22 protein-coding genes, 1 tRNA gene and 1 riboswitch are annotated in these 26,627 nt (G+C 49.0%); of the genes, 9 read left to right on the top strand and 14 right to left on the bottom strand.

Annotated elements, in window-relative coordinates; genetic code table 11:
* Positions 1-68 precede the first annotated feature (68 nt).
* The 3 genes from R4537_RS14170 to apbC all read right to left on the bottom strand — a co-directional run bounded on the left by R4537_RS14170 (position 69) and on the right by apbC (position 4,166).
* Positions 69-2,174 carry an AsmA family protein gene (locus R4537_RS14170; RefSeq protein WP_071178511.1) on the bottom strand — a complete coding sequence of 702 codons (2,106 nt, stop codon included), beginning with the start codon at positions 2,172-2,174 and terminating at the stop codon, positions 69-71.
* Between the two features lie 97 nt (positions 2,175-2,271).
* Positions 2,272-2,913: a uridine kinase gene (udk, locus tag R4537_RS14175; protein WP_001293736.1), complete on the bottom strand. Its 642-nt coding sequence runs from the start codon at positions 2,911-2,913 to the stop codon at positions 2,272-2,274.
* A 176-nt stretch (positions 2,914-3,089) separates the two neighbouring features.
* Positions 3,090-4,166 carry an iron-sulfur cluster carrier protein ApbC gene (gene apbC / locus R4537_RS14180; RefSeq protein WP_071178590.1) on the bottom strand — a complete coding sequence of 359 codons (1,077 nt, stop codon included), beginning with the start codon at positions 4,164-4,166 and terminating at the stop codon, positions 3,090-3,092.
* 157 nt (positions 4,167-4,323) lie between these two features.
* Here apbC and metG point away from each other — a divergent pair, with 157 nt between their 5' ends.
* Positions 4,324-6,375, top strand: a complete 2,052-nt coding sequence (gene metG / locus R4537_RS14185; RefSeq protein WP_001262543.1) for a methionine--tRNA ligase — start codon at positions 4,324-4,326, stop codon at positions 6,373-6,375.
* A gap of 303 nt (positions 6,376-6,678) precedes the next feature.
* Positions 6,679-7,494 (top strand): hypothetical protein, encoded by an 816-nt coding sequence (locus tag R4537_RS14190; RefSeq protein ID WP_000498210.1) that lies wholly within the window; start codon positions 6,679-6,681, stop codon positions 7,492-7,494.
* Between the two features lie 79 nt (positions 7,495-7,573).
* Here the strand turns inward: R4537_RS14190 and udp are convergent, their stop codons facing one another.
* The 3 genes from udp to R4537_RS14205 form a co-directional block, all read right to left on the bottom strand.
* The gene (gene udp, locus R4537_RS14195; protein ID WP_071178512.1) at positions 7,574-8,335 is read right to left on the bottom strand and encodes a uridine phosphorylase; all 762 of its coding nucleotides are present in this window, start codon (positions 8,333-8,335) and stop codon (positions 7,574-7,576) included.
* 460 nt (positions 8,336-8,795) lie between these two features.
* Positions 8,796-11,102 (bottom strand): zinc/cadmium/mercury/lead-transporting ATPase, encoded by a 2,307-nt coding sequence (locus R4537_RS14200; protein ID WP_071178513.1) that lies wholly within the window; start codon positions 11,100-11,102, stop codon positions 8,796-8,798.
* 112 nt (positions 11,103-11,214) lie between these two features.
* Positions 11,215-11,631: a CBS domain-containing protein gene (locus R4537_RS14205; RefSeq protein ID WP_071178514.1), complete on the bottom strand. Its 417-nt coding sequence runs from the start codon at positions 11,629-11,631 to the stop codon at positions 11,215-11,217.
* A 228-nt stretch (positions 11,632-11,859) separates the two neighbouring features.
* Between R4537_RS14205 and R4537_RS14210 the strand changes: the two genes are divergently transcribed.
* Positions 11,860-12,834 (top strand): GGDEF domain-containing protein, encoded by a 975-nt coding sequence (locus R4537_RS14210; RefSeq protein WP_071178515.1) that lies wholly within the window; start codon positions 11,860-11,862, stop codon positions 12,832-12,834.
* Between the two features lie 5 nt (positions 12,835-12,839).
* On the opposite strand, the gene moaE is transcribed toward R4537_RS14210, so the two are convergent.
* From moaE to moaA, 5 genes are all read right to left on the bottom strand, one after another.
* Complete coding sequence (gene moaE, locus R4537_RS14215) at positions 12,840-13,301, bottom strand: molybdopterin synthase catalytic subunit MoaE (protein ID WP_071178516.1); 462 nt, start codon at positions 13,299-13,301, stop codon at positions 12,840-12,842.
* A gap of 1 nt (position 13,302) precedes the next feature.
* Complete coding sequence (gene moaD / locus R4537_RS14220) at positions 13,303-13,548, bottom strand: molybdopterin synthase sulfur carrier subunit (RefSeq protein WP_000598590.1); 246 nt, start codon at positions 13,546-13,548, stop codon at positions 13,303-13,305.
* Complete coding sequence (gene moaC, locus R4537_RS14225) at positions 13,545-14,024, bottom strand: cyclic pyranopterin monophosphate synthase MoaC (RefSeq protein WP_000080913.1); 480 nt, start codon at positions 14,022-14,024, stop codon at positions 13,545-13,547. Before moaC ends, moaD begins: the two co-directional genes overlap by 4 nt.
* A gap of 10 nt (positions 14,025-14,034) precedes the next feature.
* Entirely contained in the window at positions 14,035-14,547 is a 513-nt protein-coding gene (moaB, locus tag R4537_RS14230; protein ID WP_000509705.1) for a molybdenum cofactor biosynthesis protein B, read from the bottom strand.
* Positions 14,548-14,606: 59 nt separating this feature from the next.
* Positions 14,607-15,596 (bottom strand): GTP 3',8-cyclase MoaA, encoded by a 990-nt coding sequence (gene moaA / locus R4537_RS14235; RefSeq protein ID WP_071178591.1) that lies wholly within the window; start codon positions 15,594-15,596, stop codon positions 14,607-14,609.
* A riboswitch (molybdenum cofactor riboswitch) is annotated at positions 15,585-15,724 on the bottom strand. Its footprint overlaps the gene before it by 12 nt.
* Positions 15,725-15,902: 178 nt before the next feature.
* On the opposite strand from moaA, the gene R4537_RS14240 reads away from it, so the two are divergent.
* Entirely contained in the window at positions 15,903-16,793 is an 891-nt protein-coding gene (locus tag R4537_RS14240; protein WP_000061070.1) for a YvcK family protein, read from the top strand.
* Here R4537_RS14240 and luxU read toward each other — a convergent pair.
* The 3 genes from luxU to uvrB all read right to left on the bottom strand — a co-directional run bounded on the left by luxU (position 16,782) and on the right by uvrB (position 20,954).
* Complete coding sequence (luxU, locus tag R4537_RS14245) at positions 16,782-17,123, bottom strand: quorum-sensing phosphorelay protein LuxU (protein WP_001209531.1); 342 nt, start codon at positions 17,121-17,123, stop codon at positions 16,782-16,784. The genes R4537_RS14240 and luxU overlap by 12 nt on opposite strands.
* 3 nt (positions 17,124-17,126) lie before the next feature.
* Complete coding sequence (gene luxO, locus R4537_RS14250; protein WP_071178517.1) at positions 17,127-18,536, bottom strand: quorum-sensing sigma-54 dependent transcriptional regulator LuxO; 1,410 nt, start codon at positions 18,534-18,536, stop codon at positions 17,127-17,129.
* A gap of 387 nt (positions 18,537-18,923) precedes the next feature.
* Entirely contained in the window at positions 18,924-20,954 is a 2,031-nt protein-coding gene (uvrB, locus tag R4537_RS14255; RefSeq protein ID WP_071178518.1) for an excinuclease ABC subunit UvrB, read from the bottom strand.
* A 586-nt stretch (positions 20,955-21,540) separates the two neighbouring features.
* Between uvrB and R4537_RS14260 the strand changes: the two genes are divergently transcribed.
* From R4537_RS14260 to rsxD, 5 genes are all read left to right on the top strand, one after another.
* Positions 21,541-21,616, top strand: a tRNA-Asn gene (locus R4537_RS14260).
* 219 nt (positions 21,617-21,835) lie between these two features.
* Positions 21,836-22,417 (top strand): electron transport complex subunit RsxA, encoded by a 582-nt coding sequence (rsxA, locus tag R4537_RS14265; protein WP_000141551.1) that lies wholly within the window; start codon positions 21,836-21,838, stop codon positions 22,415-22,417.
* Entirely contained in the window at positions 22,417-23,004 is a 588-nt protein-coding gene (gene rsxB, locus R4537_RS14270; protein ID WP_000104488.1) for an electron transport complex subunit RsxB, read from the top strand. The genes rsxA and rsxB overlap by 1 nt, the downstream gene beginning before the upstream one ends.
* Before the next feature lie 8 nt (positions 23,005-23,012).
* Entirely contained in the window at positions 23,013-25,577 is a 2,565-nt protein-coding gene (gene rsxC / locus R4537_RS14275) for an electron transport complex subunit RsxC (protein ID WP_338953381.1), read from the top strand.
* Positions 25,577-26,623, top strand: coding sequence for an electron transport complex subunit RsxD (gene rsxD / locus R4537_RS14280; protein WP_071178520.1), 1,047 nt, complete (start codon positions 25,577-25,579; stop codon positions 26,621-26,623). Before rsxC ends, rsxD begins: the two co-directional genes overlap by 1 nt.
* Positions 26,624-26,627: the final 4 nt, after the last annotated feature.

Here is a 26,627-nt window from a genome sequence, read left to right on the forward strand (position 1 = left end):
CAGCCCTTTTTAGTTACATCAATGATGTATATACCCAAACTACTTTAAGTAGGAAGGGCATATCCATGTTATTTAAATAGGCCTTTCAACAACCCATCCACCGCTTTTTTGGTGTCTTCATCTTTGATTTTGTCGGTCAGCTTTTCCACACCGCGATCCACTTCTTTCTTGGCTTTTTGTTTGAGTACATCATCAAACACCAAGCGGAATTTCGGATCGCTCCACGCACCAGAGATATTGATCGGAATGGTGACATTGCGTAATTCATCCAAATCCTTACCGCCCTGTCCTTTTAGAGTGCCAACTACTGAGGTCCTTACCAAGAAATCGACCGTTTCTTGCAGATAATTGGCTTTACCTTCGCCATGCACACGTAACAAAGGTGATTGAAGGTTCAAATCATTGGTCGTCACTTCACCCTTATTGAGTTTCAGCGTCGTCGTCATGGCGCTAAAGTCGGTTTTCTTGACCACATCTGCTTCTTCGACACTTTGGCCTTTGATCTTGGCGAAGTTGGTACGAATCAGGTGCGCCACGTTAATACCCTTCACCGCACCATCGGCAAAGTTAATCGCCACAGTACCGACCAGATTTTTCTGGATGCCGCTTGGTGTTAAACTCTGGCCTTGCACATTCACATCAATATTGCCTGTGCCTTCCAGCATTTCGTTGTTCAGCACTTCTTTTAGTAAAGGCTTAACCTGTACCCCTTTGATCTGCTTCTTCACACTGTAAGTCGCGGGCGTTTTACGCGCATCCACTTGCCCGTTAGCTTGCACGGATCCTTGATACAGATTCGCGGTGAAGGATTTCAGATCCACCACGCCACGATTGACCGCAAAATTCGCTTTTACATTTTGCAGATGGGCGTTGCTGGCTTTGAATTTATCGATGCTGATCTCACCCGCCACATCCAAGGTGTTGAGTGCCGACAAGTCTGGCTCCACTTCTGCTAGGGCATTTGCCGCGGGAGCTGACGCTGAGGATGCCGCTGCTTCCTTGGCTGGCGCAGGTTGCGACTCTTGAGCTTTCGTGCCTAAGAAGGCATCCAAGTCAATCTCAGGGCTGTGCAGGTTAAAACGCACTTTCGGAATATCTGCGAGGGTGACATCCGCTTTGCCATCGAAACTCAGCGCATTAGCCGTCAGTTTGTTGAGCAGCACACTGAGATGGTTTTGTGTCAAATCGAAAGCAATTTGCGAGTCTAAACTTAACTTCATCGGTGATTGCGGTAACGCAGCCCCTTCCAATTCGGCTTGCAGTTTCAAATCATTCAAACCGAATTTACTGATTGCCTGATTGACCACCAGTGACGCAGAACCTTGCGCATTAAGCTTCATGTCTGCCGCTTTACCCGCCACGGAGAAGGTCAGCGCATTGGCTTTATCAAACTCAAAGGTGTCGAGTTTCAGTTTGACTGAATCGATTCGGTTACTCGAATCACTAAAGCTCGCATCGAGATTAATGTTACGTAGTGCATACTGCTTGAAATCCGCCGATAGGCGCACTTCAGCTTCACCTTGCGCGGCAAACTTTTGCTGATCTTTATCGCCTTTCGCGGCAAAGGTTGCTTTCGTCCAGCTGTCTGGCACAAACTCAGCAACGCTCAGTTGAACGTCATACAGCTTGGTATGCGAACCCGCTTTTTTATCCGTTATTTCCAACACCGCATTCGAGACAGAAACGCCACCTAATTCAATACTCCACGCCGCCGCTGGCTCGCTTGAACTTGGCTGAGAAGCGGGTACAGAGTCAGTTGTCGCTGGCGCGGGTTTAGATTGCGCTTGCGTCAAGGCATCCAAATTGGAGCGACCATCTTTAAGCGTTTCCAGATGGAATTCTGCGCCATCCAAACGGATGTTGCCGATTTTGAGCTGTTTATCGAGCAGTGGCATCACTGAGACATCAATACCCACACTCTCAACTTTAAACAGGTTTGGGCTAGCAAAACCTTGCGGGTTTTTCAGCTCGGTCTTGCCTAACTCAAAACCGATAGATGGGAAAAATTGCCAGCCAATATCGCCTTCAATCACCAAATCTAAGCCAGTTTGTTTTTTGGCTTGCTCTACGATTAAAGGTTTAAATTGGTTGGGGTTAACCAACAACACTAAGGCCAGCAGTGCGCCAACAATCAGCACAACTAAACCGAGAAGAGAAATAAACAGTTTTTTCATCTGCTTTTCCTTGCTTGACGAGAAAAAGAAAGTGGCACTTAAAGTGCCACTTCTACTTTGAAAAATAAAGCTAAGCGATGCAAAGCTCTGGTCAAAATTACGATTTTAGCAATTTTGCGATATGTGCTTTGAGTACATCAATCGCGATACGGTTTTTACCACCACGCGGCACAATGATGTCAGCGTACTGTTTAGACGGCTCAATAAATTGCATAAACATAGGGCGTACCGTCTCTTGGTACTGCTTCAGTACAGATTCCATGGTGCGACCACGCTCTTGAACATCACGCTTCACACGGCGCAGCAAGCAGATATCCAGCGGCGTATCCATAAATACGGTCGCGTGCATCAAATCACGAAGACGTGGATCAGTCAGAAGCAGGATGCCTTCCAGAATGATCACTTTCTTCGGCGTCATGGTGGTGGTTTGCTCGGTACGCGTGTGCTCAGTGTAGCTGTATTCTGGCACTTCAACCGCTTCGCCACGCGCCAGCATTTGCAAATGTTGGCAAAGGAGATCGTGGTCTAGCGCACTTGGGTGGTCGTAGTTGGTTTTAACACGTTCTTCCATGCTCAGATGGCTCTGATCTTTGTAGTAGCAATCTTCCGTAATCACACCGATTTGATGGTCACCCACTTTGGCGCGTAGCTCATTATAAATCGTGCTCGCAATGAGACTCTTACCAGAAGCAGAAGCGCCAGCAATACCGACGATGACACATTGATTATTCTCAGACATGGTTATGCACCCGAACATGGTTGTGAGGAATGAAGGTAAACCGCCTGATTATAGGGAGAATGTGACCGAGATACCAGTTTGCATTAGGCAAAAACGGCCACATAAATGTCGGATGGATAAGATTAAACCAGAGCAAACGATTACATTTGAACTGGCAGTTAGAGCAGGATGCTACTTTAATTAACCCACTGGATTTGAATGCTCTCTGGTTTTGCTTTGCCTTGCCAGAACAGCGAAGCACACACACGCTGGGCCAACGCTAAATAGCGTTCGGTATGCTCGCTATTGGGACGCGCCACCACAGTCGGAACTCCCGCGTCAATATCCTCTCGCATTTCAATATGCAGCGGAATTTGCGCCAGCAGGGATAAGCCAAATTCAGCGGCAAGAGTTTGCGCTCCGCCAACCCCAAAAATATGCTCTTTTTCGCCGCAATGACTACAGATGTGGTAACTCATGTTTTCCACCAGCCCAATCACGGGCACGTCCACTTTGGCAAACATCGCCGCGCCTTTGCGGGCATCAGCTAAGGCTAAATCTTGCGGTGTGGTCACAATCACTGCGCCGGTCACCGGAATTTGCTGCGCGAGGGTGAGTTGGATATCCCCCGTGCCCGGCGGCATATCGATCACCAGATAATCCAGATCCGGCCACTCGGTTTCATTGAGTAACTGTGCCAGCGCCTTAGAAGCCATTGGTCCACGCCAAATCGCCGCATCCGCCTCATCCACCAAATAACCAATCGAATGCGTGGCAATGCCGTGCGCCTCAATTGGCTGCATCCATTTATTATCACGCACTACTGGTTTAGCTTTGGTTTTACCCAGCATGAGCGGGACGGAAGGACCATAAATATCAGCATCCAATAGACCGACTTTGCCTCCTGACTTCGCAATCGCGAGTGCAAGATTCACCGCCGTCGTGGATTTACCCACACCACCTTTGCCTGACGTCACTGCAATAATGTTTTTCACCCCTTTGACTGCCGCACTCACACGGGTTTCCAGAGCTTGAGGTTTCACTTGAATGTCAAAGGTTACTGGCGCAATCGTGCCACTTGCCTGCTGCTTGGCAATCCAGTCACTCAATTCATTGATAAGAGTGTTCGCAGCAAACGGCAGTTGAATCGTGACTTGCTGATTGGGCGTGATGGTGACGATAGAAGGTGACATCGCCCAATCACTGATTAAATCGGGATGCGAAAATTGGCTCAGCCAGCGGCAGAGATCCTGTTTGGATTGAATAGATTGCATAACTTCCCCTTTTTTGCCCATGCTACCACCGCTCAAAGAGCAACTGAACCCCGAAAAAGATAGGGGAATCAACTGTTGCGCGCCTTGGCGTGACTGCGTGCTTAGGGTAGTATTATCGCTTCAATTTGGTCCCTATCAAGAAAAGCGAATATTAAGTATGGCAAACGATCCAAGAAAACTTCTGGTAACTTGTGCCCTGCCTTACGCGAACGGTTCAATCCACCTTGGTCATATGCTTGAGCATATCCAAGCTGACATTTGGGTTCGTTATCAGCGTCTGCGTGGCAATACAGTCAACTTTATCTGTGCGGATGATGCGCACGGCACACCTATCATGCTGAAAGCACAGCAAATGGGTATGACACCAGAAGCGATGATCGAGATGGTGAGCGAAGAGCACCAACGCGACTTTGCTGGCTTCGATATTAGCTTTGATAACTACCACAGCACGCACAGTGATGAAAACCGCGAGCTGGCTTCACACATCTATCTGCAACTGAAAAAGAACGGCTTTATTTCAAGCCGCACCATTTCTCAGCTGTTCGATCCTGAAAAAGAGATGTTCTTGCCGGATCGTTTCGTAAAAGGCACTTGCCCGAAATGTAAATCAGAAGACCAGTACGGCGACAACTGTGACGCGTGTGGTGAGACTTACAGCCCGACTGAGCTGATCAATCCAAAATCCGCCGTCTCTGGCGCGACGCCAGTGATGAAAGATTCTGAGCACTTCTTCTTCGACCTGCCTCAGTTTGAGAGCATGCTTAAAGAGTGGACACGTTCAGGTTCTTTGCAATCAGAAACCGCCAACAAAATGCAAGAGTGGTTTGAAGGCGGCTTGCAACAGTGGGATATTTCCCGTGATGCACCGTACTTCGGTTTTGAAATCCCGGGCGAGAAAGACAAATTCTTCTACGTATGGCTAGATGCTCCGATTGGTTACATGGGTTCATTCAAAAACCTGTGCGACAAGCGTGGCGATTTAGACTTTAACGAATATTGGAATAAAGACAGCAAAACCGAGCTTTACCATTTCATCGGTAAAGACATCGTTTATTTCCACAGCTTGTTCTGGCCTGCCATGCTCGATGGCTCTGGTTTCCGTAAACCGACCAACGTGTTTGTGCATGGTTATGTGACCGTCAATGGCGCGAAAATGTCTAAGTCGAAAGGTACGTTTGTGAAAGCCAGCACTTACCTGAATCACTTGGATCCAGAGTGTCTGCGTTACTACTACGCGGCAAAACTGAATAACCGCATTGATGATCTCGATTTGAACCTCGAAGACTTCACCCAACGGGTGAATGCTGACGTGGTGAACAAGATCGTTAACCTTGCGTCACGTAATGCAGGTTTCATCACTAAACGTTTTGATGGCAAGCTGTCTGCACACTTTGCGGAGCCTGAGCTGTACGCTGAATTTGCTGGCGCAGCCGATCGTATTGCTGAGCTGTTTGAAGCGCGTGAGTTTGGTCGTGCTATCCGTGAAATCACCGCATTGGCCGATAAAGCCAACCAGTATGTGGATGAAAAAGCCCCTTGGGTTGTCGCGAAACAAGAAGGCCAAGACCAAGCACTGCAAGACATCTGTACGGTAGGCATTAACCTATTCCGCGTACTGATGACTTACCTCAAGCCAGTGATGCCTGCGTTGGCAGAGCGTACTGAAGCTTTCCTTAACCAAGAATTGACTTGGGAAGGCGTGGCAACTCCGCTAACGGATCATGCGGTTACGCCATTCAAAGCACTGTTCAACCGTATCGATCCGAAACAGGTTGAAGCTATGATTGAGGCGTCGAAAGCCGAGGCGGCAGCCGAAAAAGCCGCAGCAGATGCCGCAAAACCAAAGAGCGCAGAAACCGAGCTGAGCAAAGATCCTCTAGCCGCGGAAATTGAGTTTGATGATTTTGCGAAAGTGGATCTGCGGATTGCTAAGATTCTTTCTTGTGAAGCGGTCGAGAAATCGGACAAGCTGCTCAAGTTTGAACTCGATATCGGCGGTGAAACTCGTCAAGTCTTCTCTGGCATTAAATCTGCTTACCAACCAGAAGATCTGATTGGCAAATACACTGTCGTGGTAGCAAACCTCAAACCGCGTAAGATGAAGTTTGGTATGTCTGAAGGCATGATCCTCGCTGCAGGCCCTGGTGGTAGCGACCTGTGGTTGCTTGAACCGCATCAAGGCGCTCAAGCGGGCATGCGCGTGATGTAATTATTGTGTCTTGATTAGCAAGCCAACACCTGAAAAGCCTTTGCCTCTGCAAAGGCTTTTTTGTCATCACCCACTATCTCAAGCCAAACGCTTTCCCTTCTTGTACCCCATAACTCTCTTGGCCATCGCAGGCTCTAGCTCACATTTTTTGCGCATTATGCCCCATAAATGTGCATACCCAATTAATCAAAAATAATAAACCATTGATTTTTAATCATTAATTTTTTGGCATTCAAACTGCAATACCTCTCTGTACCCTTCCACACTGGAATGGGATGGTCAAACACCAACACGGAGGTGGCTATGTTTGTGACAATTTCTCTGGTTCTGTCTTTAGCAATTCTCGGCTTTATCTATACGCTCTCTCAGCGGAAACATTCGACACAACAGCGTAAATTTGAACTGCTGATCTGTTTGCGCGAAGTGTTGGCGCTGTGTCGCCAGCACCGCAGTCTCACTCATCAAACACTCAGCCAACAAGAGACGCATTCGCAAACTGAGCACGACCTATCCAAGCTGCAAAAACGTTTGTTAGAAAAGTCGGAGCAACTGATCCAGATTGCCCACTTTGACAACAAACCCTCCTATCGAATTTTGCAAAACTCGTTGAAAACGGTGTTAAACGAATGGGAGCAAGCCAATGTGGGGAAAAATCAACGCTTACACGGTAAGTTGATACGCCACTGCATGTATTTGATGGATGATGTGGTCATCGCTTGGCTTGCGGAATCAGGACGAGAAGAATTGAGTGATGAGTACCACATGAACTGGCAACAAATTTTTGATGCGATGGAGACACTCACCCAATTGCGCTTGTGCATTGATGACTCTCGAAATGAAAATAATGAGTTACGGATTCGCCACTATTGTGAGCTGATGCAGCGTAAGCTCAATCAGTTAGCGCTGATCAGTCCTTTAACACTGGGATCACCGGTCTGCTCATCCGCGATGCGCCAATTGAACGAAATCACCGACAGCAGTGGCTTAATGCCAGAAAGCCATGAACTCTATCAGTTAAGCACTGAGCTTTCGGCCACCATTGCGCAGGTATACGACCATATGCTCAATGATTTGTTGGAAAGCCTCTATCACCCGTTACCACAGCTTGTTGTGGCTTAAACAGGCAGGTAAAGGATTTAGGAAATAGAAAGCGCCACATCAAGTGGCGCTTTTTAATTCAGTGAAGAAGATCTGACGCTTATTTCAGCATCTTACGCGCAGCTTCCACCACAACCTTGATAGAACGCGCTTCGGTTTCTTTCAACGTTGCGTGATCTGGGATCTCTTTTTGAGCACGGTTGATAATGACACCTGCCACACAACCCGCTTTCAAACCAGAGCTCGCGCACATGGTCAGCAGAGTTGCCGATTCCATTTCAAAGTTGAGCACGCCCATCTCTTGCCACTCTTTCATCGAGCCTTGGAAACGACGCACTACGCGACCAGTGAAAGTGTCGTAACGCTCTTGGCCTGGGTAGAAGGTATCGGAGGACGCTGTCACACCCATGTGAACTGTTGCACCACTTTCTTGTGCTGCCGCTTTCATTGCGGTCGCCACATCAAAATCCGGTACCGCTGGGAATTCCATCGGCGCAAAGTGCAGACTTGCACCATCCAAACGCACAGAACCGGTTGTGACAATCATATCACCAACATTCACATGAGGCTGGATCGCACCAGTCGTGCCAACGCGCAAGAAAGTACGCACGCCTAATTGTGCTAACTCTTCAACCGCAATCGATGTTGAAGGTCCACCGATACCGGTTGAACACACCACCACAGACTGGCCATCCAGCTCTGCGCGGTATACGGTATATTCACGATGGCTTGCGAGGAAAACAGGGTTATCCATCAGCTCCGCGATTTTCTGCACACGAGCAGGGTCGCCCGGAATAATAGCGAGAGTGGCACCGTTTAAATCTGCTTCAGTCACACCAAGGTGGAATACGGTTTTGGTCATAGGAGGCTCCTTCAATTGCGTCTATTCAGCGCACTTATCATTTAGGGTACGGAGTTACTTTACCCGATAGCTTCGCGCAAATAAGTGACAACAATCACACCAAAGACAGCAATAAACATCAAACTTTCATAATTAATCGATTTGCATCACAAACAAATGTATCTGTAATGCAAGTCGATTCCTATTACAGAGAGATACCTCTATCCCCTTCCTACTTGAAGCTGCAGCGATGTTGGCTACGTTCGCTCACCCCAATCACAGTGTTTATCTATGCTCATGGGGATTATGAGAGCCATCCTTGGTTCTCACCAAAGGCCAGCCGATGGCTGTGCAAATTTGTTCCAGACAAATTTGTCACTCTCTTGCCGCCTACCTGCAACTCCAAGTAGTTTTGGTATAGTCGTTGAGACTTGAAATACATACGGAAAAACTAGGAGGCGAACCTCCTAGTTAAACGACCTTATTCCGAAGTCGAAGAGCGGAATTTAAGCAGACGCAGTGCATTGAGCGTGACCAGTGCGGTTGCACCGCTGTCGGCCAACACCGCCATCCATAATCCGGTAATGCCAAGTAAACTGGTGACTAAGAACACCGCTTTAAGTCCCAAGGCTAAGACCACATTTTGGCGAATGATGGCCAACGTAGCACGAGACAGCTCAATCATCCCCGCCAACTCAATCAAGCGATTGTGAGTCAGTGCTGCATCGGCGGTTTCTAGCGCGACGTCGGTACCGCCGCCCATTGCGATACCAATACTCGCCTCTTTCATGGCTGGGGCATCGTTAATGCCATCACCCACCATGGCGACACGTTGATGTTGTGCCAACTGCTGAATGTAGCCGACTTTATCTTGCGGCAATAAACCTGCCCGAAAATCCATCTTCAGTTGCTGGCTCATTGCGGCCGCGCTGCGTTCGTTGTCTCCCGTCAACATCAAGGCGTTAATCCCGAGTTGATGTAAGGCGGCGACCGCTTGACGTGCATCACTGCGCAGCGTGTCTTGCCAAGCAATCACACCAACCACCGCGTCACTTGCCAGCATCACAACTACGGTTTTACTTTCAGCTTCAAGCATTTCGACATGCTGTTTCACCACGTCGGGCAATTTGGTTTCGACCCGATTTGGCGCAAGCAGACGATACTGAACACCATCAATCTGGCCGCTAATGCCTCGCCCAACCAAGGCGGTACGCTCTTGCGCTTGTGGGATGGTCAGTTGCTCCGCCTGCGCTTTTGCCACCAGCGAGGTCGCTAAGGGATGATGTGAGCCCATCTCAATCGCAGCAGCCCGAGCTAACAAGGTCGCGCTATCCCAACCTTGCAGCGGGATAAGGTCTGTGACTTGCGGCTTGCCTTCGGTCAAGGTGCCTGTCTTATCAAAGGCAATGGTCTCGATTTTTCCCAATTGCTCTAATGCCGCACCACCTTTAATTAAAGCCCCACGACGCGCCGCCGCCGCTAAACCCGAAGTGATCGCCGCAGGTGTAGATATCACTAGCGCACAAGGACAAGCGATGAGCAGCAAAGCAAGGCCACGGTAAATCCAAGTCTGCCAATCGGCATCAAACACTAATGGCGGAACCACAATCACGGCGAGCGCGACCAGCATCATCAGCGGGGTATACCAACGACTGAATTTATCTAAAAAACGCTCCAGGGGTGCTTTGCGCGATTCCGCCTCTTCAATCATATGCAAAATACGGTCGATGGCGTTTTCACCTTGTTTCGAGGTAATTTCAATCTGCACCACCTTATCCACGACCACACAACCTGCAGAAACCCGCTCCCCTGCCGTTAATTCGACAGGTAAGGATTCGCCCGTTAACGCACTGTTATCCAGACTGGCGGCGGCAAGTAAGCGCCCATCCGCTGGTAAACGACCTCCGGGAGCCACTTCAATGACATCGCCCGGTTGCAACTGCGCGGCAGGAACGGTGACACGCTCTCCATGTTGTATACGAATCGTCGTTTCTGGCACCAGCGCCATCAAGGCTTGTACGCCCGTTCGCGCCCGAGAAGCGGCATAAGCCTCCAAGCGCTCACCAATCAAAAACAGCAGTAATACCATGGCGGCTTCTAAGGTTTCCCCCAAATAAAGCGCGCCAATTGCGGCAACCGACATTAAGGTTTCAATCGAGAAAGGAGAACCCGATTTGGTGAGACGCCAAGCTTGTTGAAGGATGGGGAACAGCCCCAATAGACAAGTCAGCGTATAAATCCAGCGGCTCATCTCGCTGGAGTTGACTAAGGCACCTACTGCCATCAGCGCAGCGATACCGATAATTCGTGCGTTTTCACTCTGCCAGAAGGGCTGCTTGGATTGGGATGGTGTTGCCGCTGAACTGGCGGCTGGGTTTAGACTAAAACCGCTGTCGCGTACCGCTTGTTCGATAAGCGGCGCGGTTGAGGGTTGATTAAAGCCAACCACCAATTTCTGAGTGGCGAACATTACCTGCACTTGAGTGACATCACCCAACTGCTTAACGGCTTTTTCAATTTTTTGTGCGCAAGAAGGACAATCCATTCCTGCGATATACCAACTCTGCTGATAGTGTGATGAGTGTGGCTCGTGGCGTCGCTCGGGGTCTTCTTCCAACGTCGCACCGCCACCACCATCACTGGTACAGCAACTATCGCCGTCACAAGAAGCGCTTACACCTGCCGCACGAATGGCGACAATTTTGGGGCTTCCGTCACAGCTCGTTTGGTGGCTGTGCATAGGTTGAGTTAACGATTTTGAACGACAAGCATGGTGTTTAGTACACATATTTCCATCTCCTTTTTGTGTGCTGTGATCAGCTTACACCTTGGAGTCAACTTCAAGGTCAAGCGCATTCAAGCACAAAAGCATAAAAAGTTGGACATGCTCATCGGTCACATTAAACCGGATGTTGAAAACTGTTGGTTAAGGTTTTGCTCAGGGCTCGTAGTACATCACGCCGCGTGATCACACCGACCAATTTGCCATCACTCACCACAGGATACATTTTCGGTTTTCCGACCTTCATCATCGCCGCAAGCTCAATAATGGAGGTTTCTGGCGCAACCGAGAGCACCTCTTTGTGCATACAATCACTCACCAAATGGGCATCTTGGCAGTGATAACTGGCATGCACCAGCTTATCCAACAAATCCTGTTCGGATAAAAAACCAATCACATGCCGCTGCGCATCAATCACAGGGCCGCCCATGTTGTCTGAACGCACCACTTTTTCGAGCGCCGCACTGAGCGACATATCTGGACTGAATGATACTGCTTGTAGGGTCATATAATCGCTGACTTTCAGTGAGTCCATCCTGTTCTCCTTTACTAAACCCATCTCACGCTGATTGAGTTAAGTGTTGTTCAAAATGAGCCATTTATCCTGTTTCATTTTGTGGTTGCACCACACAATTTCCAAAAATTCATCCTTTTTTATGAACATGAGCTTTTGAGAATGAATGTCACGGCCTACCCGTATCCGTTCTGAGTAAGATCATCTATAAATAGAGTAATAAGCGATCACTCATTAGGAATCAGGTCGGTGACTTCTATTTTTTCCGCGACGATTATTGCCAATCCTGAAATTCTGCAGTTTATTTTTCAATCACTGCCTGAGCCCACTTTTCTCATCAATAAGCAAGGGGTGTATATCGAAGCATGGGGAGGTACGGACAGTGAACGCCATCACAACCCCTCTTATCTGGTCGGTTTAAACCAGTATGATGTGTTACCGGCAGCACAGGCTGCTTGGTTTACTGACGTCATCCAACAGGCGATCGAGCAGGGCTGTGCCAAAGAGTTGGAATATGCAATTGATCCAACCCAGTTGCCCTGTTTTGACAATGTCCCAGGACCAAGCCAAAAGCAGTATTTCTCCGCATTAGTCATCCCTCTTCCCAACACAGACATGGTGTTGTGGACCGTGCGTAACATCTCAGACTACAAGCACACGGTTGAAAAACTCGCGCAGCATCAGCTGGAACTTGAGCACCTGACTCATATGGATCATCTGACCCAAGTGTATAACCGTTATGCAATGGATTCGTTGCTGCCGCAAGCACTGGACATCGCCAGACTCGATCGGGTCAGCAGCGCATTATTAATGATCGATATTGACTGTTTTAAAGAGTACAACGACGGATATGGTCATATTCAAGGCGATGATGTCCTGTGCAAGGTCAGCCAAACGCTGCGTCAATGGAAATCGAATCTAGACCTTTGCTTTCGCTACGGCGGGGATGAATTTTTGATTTTTATGACCAGAGTCGATGCAAAGCAGTGCCAGCAACGAGCCGAAAAACTGATGGCGATGATTCATGAGCTGAACATCCCGCACCTGAGTTCTCGAGTGGCAGATCATGTGACGATTACCATAGGCATTCGCCATTGTGATCAAATAGAGAAAGAAATGACCGCAGAAAAGCTTGTGTTAGTGGCCGATAAAGCGCTGTTTCATGCCAAACATGAGCAACGTGGCACCATCCATATGTTTAGTAGTACCACTTGGCATGAATAGCCTTGTTACTCCCCTTGTTCCCAGCGCTGCGCGGCTTGATGATCACTGTCGCGTGAATCAATCCAGCGACTCGCTTCGGTCGTCAGCTCTTTTTTCCAAAATGGCGCGCGGGTTTTCAAGTAATCCATGATGAACTCGCACGCCGCAAACGCAGCATTGCGGTGCGCACTGCTGACACCAACCAACACGATTTGATCGCCGCTGAGCATATCGCCGATGCGATGAATAACGCGAACGCGTTGTAGAGGCCAACGCTCCTGAGCCATATCGCAAATCTCCAGCAAGGATTTTTCCGTCATGCCCGGATAGTGTTCAAGGTGTAAGCCCACGACATTATCGCCCAAGTTCATATCCCGAACTTTGCCGACAAAAGTCACCACAGCCCCCGCTTGGGAGCCTTGCGCTAACGCTTCATATTCTTGAGCAACAGAGAAATCTTCCGTCTGCACCGATACGCGATGGTCCATACTAGCCTCCGGTCACTGGTGGGAAAAAGGCCACTTCATCGCCATCTTGTAGCTCTGTATCGAATGGCACAATCGATTGATTAACGGCCGCCAATAGCTTACCCGGTTCAAGTGCCATATCCCACTTACCAGGCTGCTGCGCTAAATGTTGGCGCAAGGCTTCTACCGTCGCAAAAGCGTGGTCAACCACCAGACTATCGCACTCCACCAACTCTCGAGTTTGGGCAAAAAACAGCACTTTAATCATGCATCCACCTTAAAGTGTCCTGATTTTCCGCCCGATTTTTCAAGCAATCGCACGTTCTCAATCACGATGTCTTTCTGAACCGCTTTGCACATGTCGTAAATGGTCAGTGCCGCCACCGATGCCGCCGTCAGCGCTTCCATTTCCACTCCGGTTTTACCACTGAGTTTACACAGAGATTCAATGCGTACGCTGTTTTGTTCTGGCAAGGCTTCAAGCTGTACTTCCACCTTGGAAAGCAGCAACGGGTGACAGAGCGGAATTAGCTCCCACGTACGTTTCGCGGCTTGAATGCCCGCAATTCGCGCCGTGGCAAACACATCCCCTTTATGGTGCTGGCCAGAGAGGATGAGTTGCAGCGTTTCGGGTGCCATGCGCACATAGGCCTCGGCACGAGCTTCACGGACGGTATCGGCTTTATTCGACACATCCACCATATTGGCTTCACCCGAAGCATTAATGTGAGTGAGTTGGCTCATCAAACCTCCCTTATACCGTTAGGTGCGGCATAAAGTTACATGGGCGATGGGAAGCATCCAATTGCTGTTTAATGATTTTTGTCCAACCGGTGCGGCATGCGCCAGTCGAGCCCGGCATAGCAAAAATCACCGTGTGGTTAGCAAACCCCGCAACCGCGCGCGATTGAATGGTCGAGGTGCCAATCTCTTCAAAAGAGACCATGCGAAACAGCTCGCCAAAACCTTCCACTTCTTTATCAAACAGAGGCTTAAGTGCTTCAGGTGTGCTGTCACGAGAAGTAAACCCTGTGCCACCGGTGATCAGAATCGCTTGGATGGTTTCATCCGCAATCCACTGTGAAACCACTGCACGGATTTTGTACATATCGTCAATCACGATCTGTTTATCTGCCAGTGTATGGCCTGCTTCTTGAAGCTGCTCAGCCAAGTAACGGCCTGAGGTATCGTTTTCTTCCGTACGCGTATCTGACACGGTTAAAACGGCGATATTTGCTGCTTGAAATTTGCTTTCTGCGTGACCCATTTGTTCACCTTTTCAAAATGGTTAAACCTCAATGGTGAGGTCAGATTATCGGTAGAAACTCAGCCGCCAATCGAGGCTAAATGCGGCGTCATACCCGAATTTCCATCATGCAGGAAGTGGGTTTCCGCCTTGTTTTGCAACTGAGTTTGAATTCGTTCAATCAATGCGTTTTCTTGGTGATCGTCTTGCAAAAGATCGCGTAGCTCGATGCCTTGTTCGCCAAATAAGCACAGATGCAGTTTGCCAAGTGCTGACACCCGAAGGCGGTTACAGCTGCGACAAAAATCTTTCTCATAAGGCATGATAAGGCCAATCTCGCCTTGGAAATCCGGATGGATAAACACCTGTGCAGGGCCATCGTTATCGGCTCTGGCTTTGAGTAACCAGCCGTTACCGAAGAGATAGTCGCGGATCGAAATGCCAGAAACATGATGGCGAGCAAACAGCGCGTCCATTTCTCCGGTTTGCATCAACTCAATAAAACGCAGTTGGATGGGGCGAGTTTTAATCCACGCCATAAATTTGGGCAGTTCAAGGTGGTTAAGATTTTTCATCAGTACCACGTTGACTTTGACTTGCTCGAATCCAACTTCAAAGGCGCGATCAATGCCGGACATCACTTGCTGAAAGCGGTTTTCACCGGTGATTTGCGCAAACATACGTGGATCTAAGCTATCTACGCTGACATTCAGTTGAGTCAACCCCGCTTCGCGCCACTCAGCAATATGTTTGGCTAAACGGTAGCCATTGGTGGTCGTCGCAACTTTTTGAATGCCGGGAGTTTGCGCTATGGCATGAATAATCTCGCCAAAATCTTTGCGCAGTGAAGGTTCACCGCCGGTAATTCTGACCTTGGAAGTGCCACAATGGGCAAACGCACTCACCACTCGGCGAATCTCATTCACCGTCAGAAAAGAGGCAGGGCGATCCGCTGATGGCTTGTAACCATCAGGTAAGCAATACGTACATTTGAAATTACAAACGTCGGTTATGGATAGACGTAAATAGTAAAATTTACGCTGAAATCTGTCTTCGAATTGTTGCGCCACAGAACACCTTTCCAAATACGGGAGGCAAAATCATTTCCAATTCTGCCCTTGTGACAAGCGGTCACTGGCTTACAACGCATATTTAAAGGTTTAAACTTAGCGCGATAAGCTCGGAGTTAAGGCCAAGCACTATGATGTTGCCATCTCTTTAGCTCAGGCTGCTGGTAAAATACTTAATAATTGTACGTGATTCTAGCCTTAACCAGAAAAAAATGGTTACCTTGCAGAAATTAGCCCTAAATGGGTACTCATTATGAACCAAGTTCGCTAAATTGCTGCGAGTTATGAAAAAATAAGAAAAAACTTATGTCTCTATACGAAAACAAAAAAGTGGTTGCGATTGGCGGCGGCCACGGTCTTGGGCGAATGCTGGCAGCGCTCAAAGTGTTTGGTTCCAATGCCACTGGCATAGTCACCACCACAGACAACGGCGGTTCCACAGGACGCATTCGTCACTGCCAAGGTGGGATTGCTTGGGGAGATACCCGTAACTGCATCAACCAGTTGATTACCGAGCCGTCGATCAGTTCAATGATGTTTGAATACCGCTTTAAAGGCGCAGGGGAGCTCAACGGCCACAACTTGGGCAACCTAATGCTCACCGCATTAGATAACCTTTCGGTGCGCCCATTGGATGCGATCAATCTTATTCGCAACATGCTCAAAGTCGATGTCAATATCCTACCCATGTCTGAACACCCATCCGATCTGGCAGCCCTCGCTATGGATGGCAAATGGGTCACCGGTGAAACCAGCGTCGATGAGATGACTCAAGATTTGCGAAGACTTGACCTTGCGCCTGAAGTCCCGGCCACCAAAGAAGCGGTAACCGCCATTCAAGACGCAGACTGCGTGATTCTGGGCCCCGGAAGCTTTTTAACCAGCGTCATGCCTCCTCTTCTGCTGCCAGAATTGGGCAAGGCGATTGCTCGTAATCAAACTGCGAAAGTGATTTTTGTCGAGAACCTATCGCCAGAATATGGACCTGCAGGACGAATGAGCTTAGAGCAAAAATTGGAATGGTGTGAACGCGCCTGCCAAGGGCGCAAAATTGATGTGGTATTGGGCCATCACCCTCATCCAGAGTTAGAACAGCGTTGGAATTTTGTTACCCGAGATTTGGCTTCCGCCAACCGCGACTGGCGTCATGATCGGCAGAAGCTGAGACAAGCTATCGAAGAGCAGTTAATGAACTAAATCGGAGTAGCATTGATGCGTCTGCTTCAGTAACTCAAGCATGTGTTCCACCTCTAGCGAGATGTCCATCATCTCGCCAGATTTGGCGCGACTATCTAACTCCACCGCTTTGGCGCACAAGCGATCAGCCCCAAAACTGGCCGCACTGCTTTTCAGCGCATGGCTGATTTCCTTGAGATAGCCGAGTTTGTCCGCGACCGTATCACTGACTAACTTACTTTGGTAATCATTGAGTTCACCAAGAAAAATGTTGACCAAGATCGGCACGTTTTCTTCACCGATCTCCTTCGCCAGTAAGTCGATTTTGCTTTGGTTGATCCATTCTCTCATCGCTTACCGTTCCTTCTCTTTTTCTTTCACTTTTTCATTCCAAGTTTGTAGCTTGCGATAGATGGTTGATGGGCTGACATCCAGATAGGTCGCGGCGCGAGGAATGTTACCATCACACGCTTCGATGGCTTGTTCAATGGCTTGTTTTTCAGTCATCCACAGCGGAAAAATCTCATGCACGGATACTTTATTCTCATGCGCAAGCGGTAAAGCCCGATTGATCGGCGCGGACATTTGATTAAGAGGAGGAGGCAGCATATCTAGGGTGATTTCACGACCTTCATTGAGCACAACCACGTTGCGCAAAACGTTTTGCAATTGACGCACGTTGCCCGGCCACTCGTATTGACGAAAACGCTCCACCACTTCAGCCGACAAACGGACAAAATCTTTGCCCTCTTCCTTGGACATAAAGCCAAGCAGTGAATAAGCAATCTCGATCACATCATCACCGCGCGCACGCAATGGTGGTAAATGCAGCGGGATCACATACAAGCGGTAGTACAGATCTTCACGAAAACGTCCTTCTTGCACTTCCTTCCACGGATCGCGGTTCGTTGCACACACAAAACGCACATCCACGCTTTTCATTTTGGAAGAGCCGACTTTTTGGAATGTCCCTGTCTGAATAAAGCGCAGAAGTTTGGTCTGCAGATCCAGATCCATTTCGCACAATTCATCCAAAAAGAGGGTTCCCCCATCAGCCGCTTCTGCCGCGCCTTGACGCTCAGTCGCCGCTCCGGTAAAAGCCCCTTTAACGTGACCAAACAACTCACTTTCAATCAGATCTTTCGGAATGGCCGCACAGTTGATGGCGATAAATGGCTTATCTCCGCGCTTGCTCGCGGCATGAATCGCTTCCGCGCACACTTCTTTACCGGTACCACTTTCGCCGGTAATAAAAATACTGGCTTTGCTGCTCGCCGCAGAGTCAATGGTGCGGTACACCGCCTGCATGGTTTGACTGCTACCAATAAAGCCTTGATAGTTTTGATTTTTATTATCAATATCGTTTTTGAGTTTCGAGGCTTTGCGAATCGCATTATTCACAGTGACCCGCAGTCGGTCAGCTTCACACGGCTTGATCAAAAAGTCTTGCGCACCATGACGCATGGCTTCAACCGCCGTATCAATCGAACCATGCGCGGTCATAAACACGATAGGCACATCCGGTGATTTCTCTTTCACTGCATAGAGTACGTCCATCCCAGTCATATCTGGCAAACGTAAATCCAGCAGGATTAAGTCCGGCTCGCGACGACCAATACTCTCGATAGCATCGCGTCCGGTACCCACGATATTGATATCAATATCCAGCGGTGTGAGGTAAGAACGATACAGCGCCGCCACCGACGCCGTGTCTTCTACCATGAGGAGATATTTTGTTTTCTGCAAAGATTGATTATGTTGCATAGCCTAGCCATATTATTTTGCATTTTGCTGTAATAATTGCATTTGGAATTGCATTTTGCAAATTTGAATTGAAATTTCTTGATAAATGATGCCAAACATCACACATCTAGACCGATTTGAGTTGGCACGATATGTGCTTGATTACTACTGACCCGCAAGGGTCACCTAGCCAACTGACGTTGTTAGTGAATAATCAATGTTCACAAATAACAGCCAATAGACTCATTCTATTGGCTATTTTTTTATCTGCGTGTTTGAAATCGGTGTTTTTCTCTTCCTAAACACTTGCTCAGTGGCACCTGATTTATCCCTAATTCACATAAAGATACCTATGATTGGCGAACACTGTCGTGTTATCGCGCAGCTTCCTAAAAAATGAAAGCAAGGCTAACTATTGGCGATAAACTGCTGACGCAACTGATGAATTTCATCACGTTTTTGCGCCGCTAGCTCAAACTCTAAGTTCTGCGCATGCTGATACATTGCGGCTTCTAATTTACTGATCTCTTTTTCAAGCTGCTGAGGGGTCAACACTTGGTAAGCCGCCGATTCTTCAGCCACTTTCGCCAATGGCACCACTTTGCTGTTCTTCTGTTTACGCGATTTCGCAATATCGCCCAGTTCCATGATGTCTTTAACGCTGCGTTTTAAAGGCTGCGGCGTGATACCGCGCTGCTCATTATAAGCCAGCTGCTTCTCACGGCGACGCTCGGTTTCATCGATCGCTTTACGCATGGATTTGGTGATCGAGTCTGCATACAAAATTGCTTTACCATTCACGTTACGTGCTGCACGACCCATGGTCTGGATGAGTGAACGCTCGGAACGCAAAAAGCCTTCTTTATCAGCATCCAAAATCGCCACTAAAGCGACCTCTGGCATGTCCAGACCTTCACGTAGCAAGTTGATCCCCACCAACACATCAAATACGCCTAATCGTAAATCACGAATAATTTCTACCCGTTCGACGGTATCAATGTCCGAGTGTAAATAGCGAACTTTCACACCATGCTCATGCAGATATTCGGTTAAATCCTCGGCCATGCGTTTGGTTAAGGTAGTCACCAAAATCCGCTCATCATTGGCCGCGCGAATGCGCGCTTCAGAAAGCAGATCATCCACCTGAGTGGCGACCGGACGTACTTCAATGATCGGGTCTAACAAACCGGTTGGACGCACCACCTGCTCCGCCACTTCACCACCCGATTTAGTGAGCTCATATTCACTCGGTGTTGCTGACACAAAGATGGTTTGCGGTGCTAATGCTTCAAATTCATCAAACTTAAGTGGACGGTTATCCAAGGCTGACGGCAGACGAAAACCGAACTCCACCAGCGTTTCTTTTCGCGAACGATCGCCTTTAAACATCGCGCCAATTTGCGGCACGGTGACGTGTGATTCATCGATGATCAGCAAGCCATCGTGAGGCAAGTAATCAAAGAGCGTTGGAGGCGGCTCGCCTTCTGCACGACCACTTAGGTAACGTGAGTAGTTTTCGATCCCTGAGCAGAATCCCAATTCGTTCATCATCTCAATATCAAACTGAGTTCGCTGAGCAATCCGCTGCTCTTCCAGCAATTTATTGTTATCCAGCAGATATTGGCGACGGACCTGTAACTCGCTCTTAATCTGCTCTATCGCCTCAAGAATGCGCTCGCGTGGGGTGACATAGTGAGTTTTGGGGTAAATCGTAAACCGAGCTAAATCGCGTGACGTAATCACGCCGGTCAGCGGGTCAAATAAGCTGATGCATTCGACTTCATCATCAAACATTTCCACTCGAACAGCTTCTTGATCCGATTCGGCAGGGAAAATATCAATCACTTCTCCGCGTACCCGGAACTGACCGCGCTCAAATGCCATATCATTGCGTGAATATTGCAGCTCCGCCAAACGACGCAACATGTCACGTTGATTAATCACATCACCACGACGTAAATGGAGCATCATTTTTAGATAAGAATCCGGATCGCCCAGACCATAGATGGCAGAAACCGAAGCGACAATCACTGCATCTTTGCGCTCAAGCAAGGCTTTAGTGGCCGATAAGCGCATCTGTTCAATATGAGCGTTCACGGACGCGTCTTTTTCTATAAAAGTATCCGTGGTCGGCACATAGGCTTCTGGTTGATAGTAGTCGTAGTAAGAAACGAAATACTCCACCGCATTGTTGGGAAAAAAGGCTTTCATTTCGCCGTACAATTGAGCCGCCAGTGTCTTATTAGGCGCAAGTATAATGGTGGGACGCTGCGCGGTAGCAATCACATTCGCTAACGTAAAGGTTTTACCCGAACCCGTTACCCCAAGCAGAGTTTGATGAGCCAAGCCCGCTTCCAACCCCTCCAGCAATTGCTTAATCGCGGTAGGCTGATCACCAGCAGGTTGATAGTCTGAAACCAATTCAAATGCTTTGCTCATTGCATCCTCGTCACGCTTTTGTATTGAGCGCTATTGTGGCGGGATGCTGACCGGATGATCAAGCACTTCTTCTCTCGCTTTTCATCACGTACAACGTGGTGTAAACAGATTTCGTAGTTCCTGTGGGGCAGCTCTTAATCTTTGTAAAAATATCCCTAGCTTCATCAATAGAGGTTTGCTAATATCCTCAGCCCTACATCGGCCTAGCGCCATTCTCGCCCTCAAAAATAATCCACCTGTTTTCCCCAGATTTTCCTCTGAGCGTTTTTTTGTGTCCGCAATTCATAAACTTACCGCGCAGGATTAGCATTGTGGAAAACCAATAAATTTAAAATAAAAACAAACGGTTACCACAAAAATCCCTCAGAAATCAAACTGAGCATTTACTCAAGACTTATTCGCTCAAACATTAACTCAAGATCCATCAACACACTTATCCACAATTTTGGTGGATAAGTGAATACAGCTCAATTGCGGTAAGGGATACAAAAAAGTAAACCCTTTACCACATAAAAAAGTGCGCTTTTTTTCATTAAAAATCATTGACACCCACTAGCTGGGTCGTTAACATCGGCGCCGAAACTATTCCTCCTTAGTTCAGTCGGTAGAACGGCGGACTGTTAATCCGTATGTCGCAGGTTCGAGTCCCGCAGGAGGAGCCAAATTTAGAGCCCAGTCAGTAAAGACTGGGCTTTTTTATTGATGTTTTTCTCTGCAAGATTCCCGTCAAGATCTCTTATCAATCCCTGCCATTCGCATCCTATTTGCCACTTATTGCGTATAATTTATCTCCATCTACCTAAAACCTTATCTTTCCTTGGTTGTTATTGCTTTGGCAAAGCAGGATAATGCTGGGATCGGAAGCAAACATTTATATAACTATGACCGAATATCTTTTGTTGTTAATCGGCACTGTGCTGGTCAATAACTTTGTACTGGTGAAGTTCTTGGGCTTATGTCCTTTTATGGGCGTATCAAAAAAACTAGAGACCGCCATTGGCATGGGGTTGGCGACGACTTTCGTCCTCACCTTAGCTTCGGTGTGCGCTTATCTGGTGGAAAGTTACGTGTTACGTCCGCTCGGCATTGAGTATCTGCGCACCATGAGCTTTATTTTGGTGATCGCTGTCGTAGTACAGTTCACCGAAATGGTGGTGCACAAAACCAGTCCGACACTCTATCGCCTGCTGGGCATTTTCCTGCCACTCATCACCACTAACTGTGCGGTATTAGGGGTTGCGCTGCTCAACATCAACGAAAACCACAACTTTATTCAATCGATCATTTATGGTTTTGGTGCTGCGGTTGGTTTCTCGCTGGTGCTCATCTTGTTCGCTTCGATGCGTGAGCGAATCCATGTTGCCGATGTCCCCACTCCCTTTAAAGGCGCATCCATTGCGATGATCACCGCAGGTTTAATGTCTTTGGCCTTTATGGGCTTTACCGGATTGGTGAAACTGTAATGAGTACCATCGTCATCGCTGTTATTGCGCTGGCGGCATTGGCCGCCGTGTTTGGAGCCATACTCGGCTTTGCTTCGATTCGCTTTAAGGTAGAAGCCGACCCTATCGTGGACCAAATAGATGCTATCTTGCCGCAAACCCAATGTGGCCAATGCGGCTACCCCGGATGTCGCCCTTACGCCGAAGCGATTGCCAATGGTGATGCGATTAACAAATGCCCTCCGGGTGGCCAAGCGACCATTGAAAAACTTGCAGACTTGATGGGTGTCGAAGTTCAAGACTCCGCCCATGATCTGGACAACAAAGTCAAAATGGTCGCCTTTATCCATGAAGACATGTGTATCGGCTGCACCAAGTGTATTCAGGCTTGCCCGGTCGATGCGATTGTGGGCGGTAACAAAGCCGTACACACAGTGATCAAAAATGAGTGCACGGGTTGTGACCTGTGCGTCGCGCCTTGCCCGACCGACTGTATTGAAATGATCCCGGTACAAACCACGCCAGAGAGCTGGAAGTGGCAACTCAATGCCATCCCTGTGGTCAATGTGACCGATTCTGCGCCTGCTGCGCAGAAAAGTGCGAATTAAGGATGGGTATGTTGTCATTAATCGAACAAATCAAATCTGGTAAGCTTTGGGACTTCCCCGGCGGCATTCATCCGTTTGAAAATAAACACCAATCCAACCGTCAGCAGATTATCAATGCGAGCATTCCGAATGAGCTGGTACTGCCGCTCAAGCAGCACATTGGTAAGGCAGGCGATTTACTGGTGAAAGTCGGCGATCGCGTTTTAAAAGGCCAACCGCTGACGCAATATACGTCGACCTTCATGTTGCCGATTCATGCGCCGACTTCTGGCGTCATTAGCGCTATTGAGCCGCGCACTGTCGCTCACCCTTCCGGTTTGAGCGAGCTGTGTATTGTACTGACACCAGACCAACAAGAAGAGTGGTTTGATTTACAGCCGCAACCCGATTATCAACAGTTGTCCCCTGAAACACTGTTGGAGCTGATCCGTCAGGCAGGTATTTCAGGTATGGGTGGCGCAGGTTTCCCAACTGCGAAGAAACTGCAATCTGGGCTTTCGCGCACCGAAATCTTGATCATTAACGCCGCCGAGTGTGAGCCTTATATCACCGCAGATGATGTGTTAATGCGTCAATATGCCCACGAAATTATTCAGGGGATCGAGATTGTTGAACACATTCTAAAGCCAAAACTTACCATCATCGGGATTGAAGATAACAAACCGGAAGCCATTGCAGCGCTGCAACAAGCCGCGCAAGACAAACCGATGGTGATCCGCGTTATCCCAACCAAATACCCGTCTGGTGGTGAGAAACAACTCATCAAAATCCTGACTAACTTGGAAGTTCCGAAAGGTGGCATTCCTGCCGATATCGGTTTAATGGTGCAAAATGTCGGCTCATTGCAGGCAATTGCGCGCGCGATTGTACATGGTGAACCGCTGATCCGCCGTGTAGTGACACTCTCCGGTGATTGTTTCCGTAAACCACGTAACGTTTGGGCATTGCTCGGCACGCCTGTCCAAGCGCTGCTCAATGAGTTTGGCTACAAAGCTGATAAAAAACTGCCGCGTCTCATCATGGGCGGCCCGATGATGGGCTTCACTCTGCCCCATGCGCAAGTGCCGATCACCAAAACCGCTAACTGTATTCTTGCGCCTACACGCAACGAGTTAACCAGTGGTGATAATGAGATGGCGTGTATCCGCTGCGGTCAATGCGCCGAAGCCTGTCCGGTCTCTCTATTACCACAGCAGTTACAGTGGCACGCGAAAGCCGAAGAATTTGATAAGTGTGAAGAGCTCAATCTAAAAGACTGTATTGAGTGCGGCGCTTGTGCCTATGTCTGCCCGAGTGAAATTCCGTTGGTGCAGTACTATCGCCAAGCCAAAGCAGAGATTCGTACCCGCAGCTTAGAAGCGGAAGCCGCTGAACGAGCAAAAGCACGCTTCGAAGAGAAAAAAGCGCGCATGGAGCGGGATAAAGCGGAGCGTGAAAATCGCTTCAAGCAAGCGGCGGAAGATCGCCGTAAAGAGATGCAGCAGCAAGGTGGCTCCGATGCGATTGCGGCGGCCATTGAACGGGTTAAAGCCCAAAAAGCTCAGCTTGAGCCAACCGATAACAGCGTAAAACCGGCTATTGCGGCAGCGATTGCACGCGCTAAAGCTAAACAGGCAGAAGCTGCGCAAAGTGGTGCCAGTGAGCCTGATAATAGTGAAATGGCTAAACTGCGTGAAGAGCGTAAACGCCAAGCTCGGGAACGCAAGGCTCAAAAAGGTGAAGTGACTGAAGCATCAACCAATGATGATGCGGACGATAAGAAATCGGCTGTCGCTGCCGCCATTGCTCGCGCCAAAGCACGTAAAGCGGAGCAGCAGGAAACCGAAAGTACAGCTCAGCCAGCACAAGCCACGCCAAGCAGTGACGAGGCTGACCCGAAAAAAGCTGCAGTAGCCGCCGCCATTGCTCGCGCTAAAGCGCGCAAAGCGGAGCAGCAGGAAACAGAAAGCACAGCTCAGCCAGCTCAAGTCACACCAAGCAGTGACGACGCTGACCCGAAAAAAGCTGCGGTCGCCGCCGCCATTGCTCGCGCTAAAGCGCGTAAAGCGGAGCAGCAGGAAACAGAAAGCGCCGTTCAGCCAGCACAAGCCACACCAAGCAGTAACGACGCTGACCCGAAAAAAGCTGCGGTCGCCGCCGCCATTGCTCGCGCTAAAGCGCGTAAAGCGGAGCAGCAGGAAACAGAAAGCGCAGCTCAGCCAGCACAAGCCACGCCAAGCAGTGACGACGCTGACCCGAAAAAAGCTGCGGTCGCTGCGGCCATTGCTCGCGCTAAAGCGCGCAAAGCAGAGCAGCAGGAAACCGAAAGTACAGATCAGCCAGCACAAGCCACGCCAAGCAGTGACGATGCTGACCCGAAAAAAGCTGCGGTCGCTGCGGCCATTGCTCGCGCTAAAGCGCGTAAAGCAGAGCAGCAGGAAACCGAAAGCACAGCTCAGCCAACTCAAGCTACGCCAAGCAGTGACGACGCTGACCCGAAAAAAGCTGCGGTCGCTGCCGCCATTGCTCGCGCCAAAGCACGGAAAGCCGCCCAACAATCATCATCTAATTTAAACGCTGAGGAGAAAGACTAGTGGCCTTCTTTATTGCTAGCTCCCCACATTTACGCAGTAAGCGCAGCACGGCTGACGTTATGCGTTGGGTATTAGCCTGCGCACTGCCCGGCCTGATCGCTCAGACCTATTTTTTTGGCTACGGCACACTGTTCCAGTTACTGCTGGCCATCTCGGTCGCGGTGGCACTCGAAGCGGGCATTATGCTGCTGCGTAAACGATCACCAATCTCAGCACTGCGCGATTACAGCGCGGTGGTTACCGCATGGTTACTCGCGGTCGCTATCCCGCCCCTCTCACCATGGTGGGTCGTCGTGATCGGTCTGATTTTTGCGATCGTGATTGCTAAACATTTGTATGGTGGACTTGGGCAAAACCCCTTTAACCCAGCGATGATCGCCTACGTAGTGTTGTTGATCTCCTTTCCGGTTCAGATGACCAGTTGGATGGCGCCCATCAAGTTAACCGCCGAACCAAGCTCACTGGTAGACTCGTTCTCACTGATCTTCGGCGGTTTTGACAGTGATGGTCTATCGCTACAGCAAATTCGTACTGGCATCGATGGCATTACCATGGCAACCCCGCTCGATGCGATCAAAACCTCGCTCAAAGCAGGACACACCATGAGCGAAACCTTGACCCAGCCTCAGTTTAGTGGCTTTGCGGGTATCGGTTGGGAATGGGTCAATATTGCCTATCTACTCGGTGGCCTGATTCTGCTGAAACTGCGTATTATCCGTTGGCACATTCCAATGGCAATGCTGGCAGGTTTGGTTTTCACGGCATTACTGGCACAACTTTTTGCACCGGGAACAACCGCGTCCCCCATGATCCACCTACTCTCGGGCGCAACCATGCTGGGCGCATTTTTTATTGCAACCGATCCGGTCAGCGCCAGCACGACGGATAAAGGCCGCCTGATTTACGGTTTCTTCATCGGTGCAATGGTGTTTCTGATCCGTAGTTGGGGCGGCTTCCCTGATGGTGTCGCCTTTGCCGTACTGCTCGCCAACATGTGCGTACCGCTGATTGACTACTACACCAAACCGAGAACTTACGGACACTAAGAGC

Origin of the sequence: Vibrio paracholerae (assembly GCF_037672085.1) — a bacterium.
Classification (GTDB): domain Bacteria; phylum Pseudomonadota; class Gammaproteobacteria; order Enterobacterales; family Vibrionaceae; genus Vibrio; species Vibrio cholerae.